This window comes from Candidatus Rickettsia mendelii (genome assembly GCF_057543435.1).
The window spans coordinates 26968-40921 of the sequence record NZ_BTGX01000015.1; the positions used below are offsets into that span (position 1 = coordinate 26968).

Below are 13954 nucleotides of genomic sequence, written 5' to 3' on the forward strand. Positions count from 1 at the left end.
CATTAGGCAAAATTTATAATTACTAATATAATTATTTATAGTTAATTTATACTCTAACAAGGAATGACTACAATACTTGTAATCATTATCATAATAATGATCACCTTATCTGCATTATTTGCTGCTACTGAGACTGCTATTACTGCTTCTTCTCCTGGGAAGATTCATAAGCTTAAAATTGCTGGTAACAAGCATGCAAAAATAGTTTTAGAAGTTTTAAAGAAAAAAGAAAAAGTTATAGGGACTTTACTAATCGGTAACAGTCTAATCAATACAGTTTGCACTACTATTGCTACTACTCTCTTTATTAGCTTTCTTGGCGATAATGGACCATTGATTGCCTCCGGTGTTATGGCTTTTATAATTATTGTTTTTGCTGAAGTAGTGCCGAAAGCAATAGCTGTTGCAAAAGCTGAACAATTAGCATTAAAAATGGCTTCAACTATCATAATATTTCTAAAGCTTTTTAAACCTATAAATGCTGCTCTTGATTATATTACAAAAATATTTTGCTTTATATTTCGTATTAATTTAAACCCTCAAATATCAGGTACTGAGGAGGTGAGAGGTGTTATTGAGCATTACCATCAGGAAGGTGGTGTTTATAAATCTGATCGTAATATGCTAGGTGGAATTTTAGATATACGAAATATGACAGTATCAGAAATTATGACTCATAGGAGTAATATTATAGCTCTTAATATTGACTTGCCTTATGAAGTAATAATTAAAACTTTATTATCAGGTTCTCATACACGTATACCTTTATGGCGTGATAACAGAGACAATATAATTGGTATTCTCAATTTAAAAGATTTACTTAAAGCATTATATGAAAATAACAATGATGCAAAAAAGATTAATATCAATGAACTCCTCACTCCACCTTGGTTTATTCCAGAAAATGCACTTGTAGTAGATCAGTTACATGCATTTAGGGAGCGTAATAATCATTTTGCAGCTGTTGTTGATGAGTATGGTGATATACAAGGAATCGTTACTCTTGAAGATGTAATAGAAGAAATAGTAGGACCTATTACCGATGAGCATGATAGGCATAATAACGAAATTATTAAAAAGTCTGATTACGAATTTGTTATAAAAGGCAATACGACTATTAGAGATATTAACCGAGAACTTGATTGGAATCTACCAGATGATGATGCGAATACTATAGCAGGATTAATAATACATAAAATTGCTAGAATTCCAAATCAAGGAGAGATAATTGAAATATTTAACTTAAAGGTAGTTATTTTAAAGAAAATTGCTAATAAAATTGATAGTGTAAAAATTACCGTATTACCTACTATTGAGGAAGCAACAATTAGTGAGTGAGATAGGCAATTTTTTACTGCTAGCTACAATGTGTTTAAGTAGCTTATCAATTATTGTTCTATCTGTAATCTTTTATTTCGCTAATACAAAAGTGGGAATCCATAAAAAATTTTTTTCACTTATTGTTATTTATTTACTGGGTTCTCGCTTCTACAGGAATTACAGCAAACATGTTAATCAACATTGCTTCATTACTTTGACATTTTATCTGAGTACTTTATGCACATTATTTGCTTTTTTCATTCTAATTTATGTTTTCATTATTTCTGATTTTTCATTACAAAATGTTTTCTTAAATTCTAGTACTTTAAAGCCATTAATATATAAAATAGCAGGTAGCTGGTCAAGTCATGAAGGTTCTATGTTATTATGGTTTTCTTTATTACAGATCATTAGTGGTTGTTATACATTTCTACTTAAAAATCAAAATGATAAAATTCTATCTATTATGATTCTATCAATAATACAATTATTTTTTAGCAGTTTTATTTATTTTACGTCTAATCCATTTAATATTTTTTTACTCAGACCTAAAGAAGGTTTAGGACTAAATCCAATGCTACAAGATATTGCTCTTAGCATTCATCCCCCTCTACTTTACTTAGGCTATGTTAGTTATGTAGTACCCTTTACTTGTAGTTGTATTATTTTAATCACTGAGAATTTTAAATCAGAAAATTTACATTTACTCAGAATATTTGCTGGTGTCGGTATTTTATTTACTACTATTGGAATTAGCCTTGGTTCTTGGTGGGCATATAGAGAACTCGGGTGGGGAGGATTTTGGTTTTTTGATCCGGTAGAGAATATTTCATTATTTCCTTGGCTATCAGGAATTATGCTACATCATTTTATAATAGTTACTATAAAAACGCAACGTATGCAAAACTGGACAATAATTTTCTCAATTATTACTTTTTTATTAGTAATATTTAGCACTTTTTTAGTGCGCTCAGGTTGTATTACTTCTATCCATTCTTTTGCGTTCTCACCTGAGAGAGGTATATATCTGTTTGCTATATTTTTGATTATGTCACTTGGTTCAATCGGGTTATATAGTAGTGTTAGAAAAAACAAATCTTATCATGCTGCTATTATGCATATGAAAACAGGCATCCAGAAAAATAATATACAAAACTTTTATTGTAGTTATTTTCCATATGTCTGCTGTTACTGCACAAAAAAAAATAGTATACTCCTTGGCAATATACTTTTCCTTTTTAGTCTTATCGTATTAATATGTGCTACACTTTATCCACCAATCTACTCTTTATTTAACGATAAACCAATTATTATTAATGAAACATTTTTCATTAATAATTTCGTTATTTTTGCTATCCCTATTCTTTTCGCTATAGGGATTTTTACTACTAAAAGCTCTTTAAAAAAACATATTATCATTTTAATATTATCTTTAATAATAACTTATTTAATATCGTTTAAAGTAAGATTTAGAATTATATCAATTTTGACTACAATCTCTTCTATATTTCTAATGCTACATAATATTTACTATTTTTTAGTAGAAACTGATTTTTTAAAAAATAGACTTGAAGTAAGTAATGCCAGCATGATTCTTGGGCATTTTGGTTTTGCACTTATTGCATTTAGTATTACAATGAATGGGCTATTACAAAGCGAACTAGATTTTACTGGTAAAATTGGAACAAGTAAAACTTTTGATAAATTTAAAGTCACATTGCAAAATGTTAAGTTTGCGCAAGGTAAAAATTATTATAGACAAATTACTGAGTTTTGGATTGAAGATAATAACTATAATATAACTATATTGAAACCAGAGAATAGGCTATATATAGTTGAGAAGAGTTTATCACAAGAAAGCAATATATATTCTTATTTATTATACGATCTTTATGCAGTTTTAAGTAATATAGACGATGATGTAATTCATGCTAAAATATATTATAGACCAATGATGAGCTTTATTTGGCTTGGAGTTATTCTTACTGCATGTGGCTTTTTTATTGCATTACTCAGAAAAAAAGTTTAGTTACTGTCAAATATTGAGGTAGTATATCTATAATTCCAAATAAATGATAAAAATAAATAGAAGTGAAAAATCGAGGTAAAAATACTAGTTTTAATATTATAAGCATTAATGCAAGAATGATATGGGCTAAAAATTTCATAGGTGATGCACTTTTAATGCTCTAAGATTCATAGAATTTTATATTTATATAGATAAATGTAAATGGTAATCTTAAGCTCTTTAGTATGATGATAAATAAAAATATAATGCTATAGTTAGTAACGCGTAAAGCATTTAATTTCCTTTTCTCTAAGGCTTCCTATATGTTGATACTAATTTTGTTACTTTCATTTCTCATGTACTTTATAAAAAGTATCAAGTATATCAAATATATTTTGATATACATTTCTTTATAAATCTCATGATTTTTCCTCTTCTTTCTTCACTTACTTATCATATACATACTTTAAACCATACAGCTTTAGATGATAAGTTATTTAGAAAAGCTAAAAAGACTATTAGAGAAATATTAAAAAGTTTTGAACACTTACTACATATCTTGGAATAAATAATAAGTTAACTTAACTTTGCATAAATGTTATAAATAACACTTTGATTACAAGAATTTAGAATTATGCATGATTTTGAGCTTTCTTTTCTAGCTTTTCAAAATGATTTAATCCAAAAGCAAATCCTAAATTTATAGGCATTAAAATAGTAAGCATCCCCCAATTTCCTAAGTACTGTACTACATAAACAAAACCAAAAGAAGTAATAATATATATTAATGCTCGTGACAAAGCATGAGAGACACTAGTATAAGTAAAGCGTTTAAAAACTGGAAAATGCTTAAAAAATATTGGTACAGCTGGAACACTGCTAGAGATAAGTAGAATAAAAATTGCTTGAAATATTAATAAATTATGAACACTAGTAATATTATCTAACACATATGGACACACTAAAGTTAATATTGAAAATATTATTAATTTTGTTCTAACAATTTTTAACGGATGTATATAATAGCTTAAATAAGCTAGTAATAAAACGCTTATTAATTGTACTATTGAAAGAATAAAATTATGTTTTATAACTTGCTCTGAACTATAACCAAAAGTATCTATGAGAATACTACCGCAATAAAAATATGCAAAATAAAAACATGCAGGCCATGAACATTGTATTAAAAACAAAGATAGAATAGTTTTTTTACTTACCTTCTTATTCCATACTAAGCTATTTTCTACTATCTTAGTATCATAATTTACTTTTTCAAGGGCTAATTTTATTCGACGTTTAGCATTTGAAAAATCTGCTGTTTCTTGTAATGCAGTTCTTGCAGCCATACCAATTATGGCAATTATTGCTCCTATCCAAAAAGCATAACGCCAATTAATTCCATGAGAAGTTATAAAAGTAGCAAAACCTACTGCTCCCATCATACCAAAAGCTACGAAAACGGAAACCATTGTTACTGCTGGGTATTGAGCTGGTGGCAAAATAGTTTCAGTTAAATAAAGTTCTGCTCCTATGGCTTCTCCCATAGAAGCCATGCCTTGAATAATACGACACATTGTAACTAATAAAGTTGCAATTATGCCTTTTTCTGCGTAAGTTGGAATTATCGCCATAACTACACATGTAGCTGCCATCATAAAAGTTGTTATAACAACTGTAGACTTACGACCGATATTATCACCAAGCCAACCAAATATTAAAGCTCCTATTGGTCTAAAAATAAATGTTGAACAAAAAGCAGTAGCTGAATATATAGCAGCAGTCTGAGGGGCAATTTTGGGGAAAAATAACTCATTAAGTAGTACTGCCATATGCACATATAGCATAAGATCAAAATATTCAAGAAATGTACCTATAGATACTAATCCAATTGCTTCCTTTTGCTTACGTGTTAAACTTCTTTGCTCTTTTTTATAACCTAGCATAATCTCTTTGCAAAAAATTAAATTATAAAAAAGCTATACTTTTCTACGTGAAAGTCAATAAGAAATTTTACCTTAGATGATGAATATTAACGTTAGTTAAGGGTAAAAATAGATAGAAGTTAGGAATAGAGAGATTAAAAATATTAGTTTTAATATTATAAGTATTAACACAAGTATGATATATACTAAAAAGTTTATAGATAATCTGTGCTTTGAATGTATCTAAGATTTATCGACTTTTTTAGAACATTAAATATAGATTCAATTTTATAATAAAACTTATATAACAAATGATTGTCATCTTTTGCGGTATCCTATGTAGATATCAGGTAACACATGAGAATATATTAAGTTATTAAATAAGTTTTTAGATATATACCTTTAGTCAGTAACTCATAAAGCGTTAATTTTCTCTAAGGCTGTCTATATGTTAGTACTAATTTTGTTACTCTTATTTTTTATATACTTTGCAAAAAGTATCAAGTATACTTGATATATATTTCTTCATTGCTGAGTACATATTTTAAAATTAAAATACTATGTAACCCAACACTCTATCCTTGTAAATCTCTTATTCCTTTCTTCCTTATCATAAATCCATATTTATATAGTTTCCTAGAAGATAAAAGTATAGGTATTAAAATGAAAGATATTAGTAGCTGAATTTTTTATGAATTAGTAAAAAAATATAAATTTTATAATTAAAGATAAAAGATATATTTCAAGAACATATATTATTTATGTGTAACCATTCTTTACAAGAACATTATTTTAGTGATACTTTAAATTAAGGTTGTTATACAGCATTAACAAAAATTTTAGGAATGGCACCTGATTAGTTCTTAGCTAAAACACATAGTTAATTTTTCATTTTAACAGCCCAAAGTGTTAGCATTGATATTGCAGTTATATATATTGCAATTGATAAGGAACTACCAGTTATATGCCAAAGTGTTAAGCAAATGGAAGGAGTAGAATGTCCAATTAGTGAAGAGCCTATACTACTGCCAATACCTACCAATATATATTTATCAGCAGTTTTAAATAAATCATTCAGCCAGCAATTTAAAGGTACTAAAAAAGTAACCCCTAGCACTATAATCCAAATACGTATGAAATTAACATACCATATAGATGAATTATTTAAGAATATCCATAAGGGAAGTATAGTTAAACTTATTAGAATAAGAGTAATGCTTAATATTTTAAGATAATGTAGTTTTCTTGTTAGATGCCCAATTATTAGAATCATGATTGTATCAAAAATTAAAAACTCAGTATTAAACTCCATCATTGTTTCTAAGGATATATCAGTGATAAGCGGAATAAAGCTATTCATAAATACAAAAGGTATAATATAAGTCATATAAGAGAAGCCAACTGCAAAACTAACTCGTGAGATATTTAGTTTATTATTCCAAATTGTATTTAAATCATGTACTAACGGTCTAAATATTGATTTATTTGATTGAGATAGCTCTATACTAATAATAGAATCACTTTTTCTTAAAAAATAACCAACAAGCATAGTAAATCCGCCAAATATAAAACATAAACGCCAATATTGATTATAATCTGCATTTAAAACTACAGTGCTAATAAATGAAGCAAGAATAATACCAAGCATAGTAGAAGTCTGATAAAGGTAAGAAGCTTTAAGTGCCTTTTGCTCCTCTTTATTTTCTAAAATATATAATTTAGCAATAGAGCACTCGCCTTCAGAATATATACCTTGCAATGTTCTTATGACCAATAATAATAGCGGCGCAAGCCATCCTATTTGTGCATATGAAGGTATTGCTCCGATGAGAGCAGTACTTAAAGCAACATAGATTAAAGAATGTGACAAAGCAAAAACCCTACCATATTTTTTAGCAATCACTCCAAAAAAATAAGAACCTATGAGACGAGTAAATAAAGAGGTTGCAAGAATACTATAGGTAAGTATTAGGCTAACTATTGTATCATGGTTTGGAAAGAAAATACTGGCAAGTAGCGGTGCAAGAAACCCATAAAGCGCAGTATCAAAATGATCCATCGCATTACCGATCAGAATAGAAATATCCCTTTTATTTAATAAGTTGCTCATATGCCAATCGTTGGAAATTTTATAATGGATTATAAGTATGTAATCCTCCTTGTAAATATTTTTTTTAAAGGTATTATTGTACAAATAATTTGATATTTCCTTAAGTGTATTATTACTATGGAAGTAGAGTGTTAGTATGTCATTCCCGTGAAAATCTAGTAGAAAATATAAAAAATAATTTAATTCCATCAAAACTTGTAATTATTTGAACTACATTAAGTTTATTTATTCTGGATTCCAGCGTTCGCAGGAATGACATGATGACATAGAGATTATACAGAATTTATGAGGTTTTAACAGTGACTATTAATTAAATGAATAATTCAAAATCTATTAAATTTATTACTTTTGAAGGCGGAGAAGGGGTTGGTAAATCGACTCAATGTCAAATGTTGTATGAGTATTTGAAATCTAAAAATATTCCTGTTATGTTAACTCGAGAAGTCGGTGGTACTGCAATAGCTGAACATATGCGTGAAATTCTAATGTGTAAGGAATTACTGCCAATGTCTGAGTTATTACAAGCTATGGCAGCACGTTATGATCATATGGTTAAGAAGATTATTCCTGCTATTCAAGAAGGATATATTGTAATATGCGATAGATTTCTTGATTCAACTACATGCTACCAAGGATTGGAGCTAGAAAACGGCATAGATTTAGTTTATAATCTGCACAAAACTTTAATGCCATCTCTTATGCCTAATATTACATTTTTTATTGATGTAGAGCCAGAAATTGCAATTAAAAGGGTAAATCTACGAAATATGAATAATAAATTTGATGTAAAAGGGTTGGATTTTTATAAAAAAATTTATGATTGTTTTAAGGAATTAAGTAATAGATTTTCTGAGAGAATAGTAACAATTAAGGCATCAAACCTTGATTCTACTAGGGTGCATGAAATAATAAAAAAACATTTAACATTAACATGAAGAATACTTACTACATTACGACTCCTATATATTACGTTAACGATACTCCTCATATTGGTCATGCTTATACCAGTGTTGCAAGTGATGTCATTGCTCGTTTTATGCGTCTTAGTGGTAAGGAAGTGATGTTTCTGACAGGCACTGATGAACATGGACAGAAAGTAGAAAAAGCGGCTATTAGCAAAAATATTGATCCACAAAAATTTACTGATCAAACATCAGAAAGTTTCCGTCATCTTATTGCTGTTATGAATATTTCTAATGATGATTTTATTAGAACAACGCAAAATAAGCATAAAAAAGCAGTTGCTATTTTTTGGAAGAAGTTATTAGATAGTGGGTCTATTTACAAAGGGGTCTATGAAGGTTGGTATGCAGTGCGAGATGAAGCTTTCTATGATGAATCAGAGTTAACAAGTGATCATTTAGCACCTACTGGTGCACCAGTTGAATGGGTTAAAGAGCCTAGCTATTTTTTTAATCTTTCAAAATGGCAGGATAAATTACTTGAGTTTTATGAAATAAATCCTGATTTTATCAGACCTGTATCTAGGCGTAATGAGGTAATTAGCTTTGTTAAATCAGGCTTAAAAGATTTATCCGTATCGCGTACTACTTTTAATTGGGGAATAAAAGTCCCAAATGATGAAAAACATATAATTTATGTTTGGCTTGATGCACTTACTAATTATATTTCTGCTTTAAATTATCCTGATAAAACTGATAAATACAGTAAGTTTTGGCCAGCAGATTTGCATGTAGTAGGTAAAGATATATTACGTTTCCATGCTGTTTATTGGCCTGCTTTTTTAATGGCTGCAGAAATTCCATTACCTAAAACCATTATGGCTCATGGTTGGTGGACTAATGAAGGACAGAAAATTTCTAAATCACTTGGTAATACTATTGATCCAATTAAATTGATAGATGAATTCGGGGTTGATCAAGTTAGATATTTTTTAATGCGTGAAGTAACATTCGGTGCAGATGGTAATTTTGCATTTAGTAATCTAATTGCCCGTATTAATAGTGAGCTATCGAATAAAATAGGTAATCTACTGCAACGTACTACTACTTTTGTTTATAAAAATAATAATGGTGAAGTACCATTAATTGAGCAAAATATTATAGATAAAATATATGAGTCACCGATTCTGAAAATGGCAGTTAAATTTGCTGAGCAGAATAACTTGTTAATAGAAAAAATTGAGATTAATAAAATTCTTGAGAACATTATTAATTTAACTGAAGAGGCAAATATTTATATTGATAGTGAAGCTCCTTGGAACTTGAAGAAAACAGATCCTGTTAAAATGCTAGAGGTACTATATGCTTTATTAGAGGTTTTACGCTACATTGCTATAATGCTGCAGCCTTTTATGCCGACGTCAGCAAATAAAATGCTTGATCAGCTTGGAGTAAGTAAAGCAGAAAGATTATTTAAGTATCTATCGCGTAATTATGCTTTAACTACAGGATCTAATATTTTAAAGCCTGCTATAATATTTCCAAAATATGAAAATGAATAATATTTTAATAGATTCACATTGTCATCTTAATCTGCTTGCAGAATTTATGAATTTAGATTTCATAATTGAAAGAGCTATGGCGAATAATGTGCAATATATGCAAACTATCTGTACTAAGCTTGACGATTTACCAACTATTTTAGAAATAGCTGAAAAATATGAAAATGTTTTTGCTTCGGTTGGTGTACATCCATGCGAAATAAATATGGACAAAAAACTAATTATTGCTTCAGAAATTATAGCTCTTACTGCTCATCCGAAAGTTATAGGAATCGGAGAGACAGGTCTTGATTACTATCATCAGCCATATGATAAAAAGTTACAGAAAGATTTATTTGTAGAGCATATACATACAGCTGCTTTTACAAAACTACCTCTTATAGTTCATACAAGAAATGCAGATGAAGATACAATAGATATTTTAGCCTCAGAAATAAGAAACGCACAGTTTTCTGGATTAATACATTGCTTTACATCTTCAAAAAAGTTAGCAGAGAGAATGATAGATATTGGTTTATATATTTCAATCTCTGGTATTTTAACTTTTAAAAAAGTGCTAGATTTACAAGAAATAGTCAAATATGTACCGCTTGATAGGCTATTAATTGAAACTGACTCGCCTTATTTAACTCCCGCTCCTATGCGTGGTAAGCAAAACGAACCAGCTTTTATTATATATGTTGCCAAGAAAATTGCTGAATTAAAAAATATTACTTTAAAAAAAGTGGCAAATGTTACTACTCAGAATTTTGAAGTTCTGTTTTCTAAATTCAAAAAATATATAACATAAGTATATAATTATCTCAGCTAATAATTCATGATTGAAATTTTTAAAATAAGGTGTAAATTGTGTAAAAGATTTCAATTATTATTAGTAACACAATATGAAATTTGATAGTAAAAGTGCAATTATCAGGTTTTTAAAATAATATGAAGAATAAAAAATCACGCCTTTCAAAGTAACTAAACAGCTTATAGCAAATTATCTTGAGTATGGTCTAGGAGAAAAACAAATGCAAGTAGAAATAAGAGGTGGATAGAAGCAAAAACTCAAGAAGAATATAAAGATAAGAAGATATAGATATTTACAGGTGTATTAATAATACGCTTTTTGCTGGGTCAAAACAAGAATCTAAAAGATTTTACTATACTCAAAAGACTAATTGTCAACTAGATAATTAAAAATTAATAGAGCATTCTAGAATAGTAAAATTAAATGAGATAAACATAAAAAAATAACTGAATGAGAATATTCTTATTTTTTTAGAATTCCTTGAAAATGAATTGGAAATTCATAACATATCTATTAATCATAATTTAAAACAAGGGAAGAACAAACAGTAATAGGTGGTTACATCCTAATTGGGTAGTATGGAGGGGATAGGTAATAAAAGAATGTGCTACTATATATTGTGTAAGCAAGCTAAACTTTAATCTTTTGAAGTAAAAATAAGTATTAATTGTATCAATTTACGAGAATATTTTTTCTAAGCTTTATAACACCAGAGGCACATTATAGTCATTTAGTCGCTGCTGATTTAACTGAAAGTAGAGAACATGATACTAGACATGAACTTGAAATGCTATGTGCAAGGCATTGTATAGGTTTTATTTTAGCAAATATAAAACATTCTATTTTTCTATAGGAGTGAGACCGCAAGTAGAATAGAATTTCTAATAGACTAGCAAAAGAAAATACAGAATTTTAAAAGTTATATGAAGTTTGTTTTAGAGTTCTAAAAAATAGTGATGTTTTTGCTTATACTTAATTTTATATTAATAAAATTTTTTAAATTACCTAAAAAGCAGAAAGTAAAAAATATTTTATGTTTTTAGTTTTATGGATATCTTTGATTAACAGCCCATTATATAATTGTTCTACAAAAAATAATTTTTTTAACAGCTCTTAGTATATTATTATTGTCACGTGGTTATAAAAACTTAAGTTATCAATTCTAAAAATAGATAGAATAGAAATTTTTTTAATGTTAAACATTAAGTACATGATTCATTATTTAAAATTTTAGGAATAAGTTATGATTAATTGTAATTTAAATACTAATTATACATATTATATGTTAGAGGGGCTTAGAGCGCAAGTCGCTCCAATGCATTTAGGCATAAAGATTTTAAAAGAAGCATGTGAACGTGAGCCATTAGAAGATAATGGTTTTGCAAGGATTATGCATGCTTATTTAACGCTTTGTGAGCGTATGACTAGAAAATATGAAAAACCGAAATTTAATATTCTTGAAACAATTGTTGATAATAAAACCTATAATATCAATGAAGAAGTTATATTAAAAAAGCCTTTTTGTGAATTACGACATTTTGTTAAAACAAGTTTTAAGGAAGAATTACCTAAGTTATTAATAGTAGCACCTATGGCAGGGCATCACGCTACATTACTTAGGTCAACCGTACAAGAATTATTGCCATATACGGATGTTTATATTACGGACTGGATAGAAGCAAGCTATGTACCGCTTGAAGCAGGGTCCTTTGATATGGATAATTATATTGATTATATAATAGAATTTATCAATTTTATAGGACAAAATGTTCATACTATGGCAGTTTGTCAACCTACCGTTCCATTACTTGCTGCTATTAGTTTAATGTCAGAAACCAATAATCCTAATGTGCCAAGTTCAATGGTTTTGATAGGTGGTCCTATTGATGCTAGAAAAAATCCTACTCTAGTTAATGAATTCGCCTTAAGTAAAAGTTTAGAATGGTTCTGTAAAATGTTTACAATGCAAGTACCGCCTAACTATCCTGGTCATGGTAGAAAGGTATATCCTGGTTTTCTTCAACTTGCCAGTTTTATAAGTTTAAATCTATTTCGTCATATAGATTCACATTTAGAATTATGGCAAAGCTTGTTAAATTGTGATTATAAAAAGGCTGATCATACTATTAAATTTTATGATGAGTATTTAGCAGGTATGGATATGCCGGCAGAGTTCTATCTACAAACTATTGATGAAGTATTCCAACAATTTGCGTTAGCAAAAGGTAAATTAGTTTCTGAACAGCGTCCTATTAATTTAAAAAATATTACCAATTGTGCTCTCCTTGGTATTGAAGGAGAATTAGATGATATTGCAGCCGTAGGACAAACAAAAGCTGCTTTAACACTTTGTCCAAATATACCTGAATCAATGAAGAGATATCATTTACAAAAAGGAGTAGGACATTACGGTGTATTTAGTGGAAGTAAATTTAAACAGTTTATAGTACCTATCATTAAAGATTTTATCTATTATTTTGATAAAGCTAATTTCAAACAACCTGAAACTAAAACATTATAGAATATATTACTATAAGTTATTTTTGAGATACCATGGTCAAGCATGTTATTATACTAATCTTGTATGTTATTTCTGCTACTTACCGCGGCGTAGGCATAACATCAATTGCCTTTTTAAACATGTAAGTAATAAGCTCATACAATACTAGGTCAAGCTACGGCATAGTATTTAAAACTATTTTAAAATTAACACAATAATGCTCTTCTAGGAGAAATGCAGTATCGGCTTAGTAATATCTATAAAAAAGAACTAAAACTGATGTATAATTTGTTATTTTCTAGATTGCTACAGCATCGTTGATGTTTCGAGAAACAACATCTACTTTAATTAAGATGCTCAATTTAGGTTTTTTATTCAGTTTTATTAGCATTTTGAGCTTCTTGTTGTTGTTTTTTATATTCTTCTGCTTTTTCTTCTATATAATTAAAAAAGAAATAAGTAAAAGTTAAAAAACCGGTCAAAGTAATACCAAATGCTATTAATATTGCTTTAAGTTGCTTTCGTGAATCTTCAGCTTTTAGCCTTTTTTCTTCTTCATATTCGTCAATTTTAAATTCAGATATTGTTATTTGTTTTTCTTGTGTATTTTCCATGTTGTAACTCATAATATCATTAGTTTTTAGTAACATAGAAATCAATTTTATTATCAACTAAAAAGCACTTCTTGATTACTAAGTTGCTGCTATAACCTACATATTTTAAAAGTTTATAAGATTAGCTCTATTTTAATGATGGAGTTTAGCATCATTCTTGAGTGGAAATAGGATATATAGGATATATAAGTAATAACAGCGAGTCAATAACTTTGAATATTAG

General features: G+C 28.5%; 9 protein-coding genes. 6 read left to right on the forward strand and 3 right to left on the reverse strand.

Features of this window, described 5'->3' with window-relative positions; translation table 11 throughout:
• Positions 1–63 precede the first annotated feature (63 nt).
• Both AC27F4_RS02840 and AC27F4_RS02845 read left to right on the forward strand, forming a co-directional pair.
• A complete protein-coding gene (locus tag AC27F4_RS02840) occupies positions 64–1338 on the forward strand; it encodes an HlyC/CorC family transporter (RefSeq protein ID WP_487061904.1) in 1275 nt (424 codons plus the stop codon).
• Between the two features lie 28 nt (positions 1339–1366).
• Complete coding sequence (locus AC27F4_RS02845) at positions 1367–3349, forward strand: heme lyase CcmF/NrfE family subunit (protein WP_487061918.1); 1983 nt, start codon at positions 1367–1369, stop codon at positions 3347–3349.
• Positions 3350–3960: 611 nt separating this feature from the next.
• Here the strand turns inward: AC27F4_RS02845 and AC27F4_RS02850 are convergent.
• Both AC27F4_RS02850 and AC27F4_RS02855 read right to left on the reverse strand, forming a co-directional pair.
• The gene (locus AC27F4_RS02850; RefSeq protein WP_487061906.1) at positions 3961–5271 is read right to left on the reverse strand and encodes an MFS transporter; all 1311 of its coding nucleotides are present in this window, start codon (positions 5269–5271) and stop codon (positions 3961–3963) included.
• Positions 5272–6130: 859 nt separating this feature from the next.
• Complete coding sequence (locus AC27F4_RS02855) at positions 6131–7360, reverse strand: MFS transporter (RefSeq protein WP_487061908.1); 1230 nt, start codon at positions 7358–7360, stop codon at positions 6131–6133.
• A 314-nt stretch (positions 7361–7674) separates the two neighbouring features.
• On the opposite strand from AC27F4_RS02855, the gene tmk reads away from it, so the two are divergent.
• The 4 genes from tmk (at position 7675) to phaZ (ending at position 13138) form a co-directional block, all read left to right on the forward strand.
• Positions 7675–8295 carry a dTMP kinase gene (gene tmk, locus AC27F4_RS02860; RefSeq protein ID WP_487061910.1) on the forward strand — a complete coding sequence of 207 codons (621 nt, stop codon included), beginning with the start codon at positions 7675–7677 and terminating at the stop codon, positions 8293–8295.
• Positions 8292–9824, forward strand: coding sequence for a methionine--tRNA ligase (gene metG / locus AC27F4_RS02865; protein WP_487061912.1), 1533 nt, complete (start codon positions 8292–8294; stop codon positions 9822–9824). The genes tmk and metG overlap by 4 nt, the downstream gene beginning before the upstream one ends.
• A gap of 1 nt (position 9825) precedes the next feature.
• Positions 9826–10614, forward strand: coding sequence for a TatD family hydrolase (locus AC27F4_RS02870; protein WP_487061920.1), 789 nt, complete (start codon positions 9826–9828; stop codon positions 10612–10614).
• A gap of 1246 nt (positions 10615–11860) precedes the next feature.
• Positions 11861–13138, forward strand: coding sequence for a polyhydroxyalkanoate depolymerase (phaZ, locus tag AC27F4_RS02875; protein WP_487061914.1), 1278 nt, complete (start codon positions 11861–11863; stop codon positions 13136–13138).
• Between the two features lie 350 nt (positions 13139–13488).
• Here phaZ and AC27F4_RS02880 read toward each other — a convergent pair whose 3' ends face one another.
• Entirely contained in the window at positions 13489–13731 is a 243-nt protein-coding gene (locus AC27F4_RS02880) for an RP671a family tick cell line-upregulated protein (protein WP_487061916.1), read from the reverse strand.
• Positions 13732–13954 lie beyond the last annotated feature (223 nt).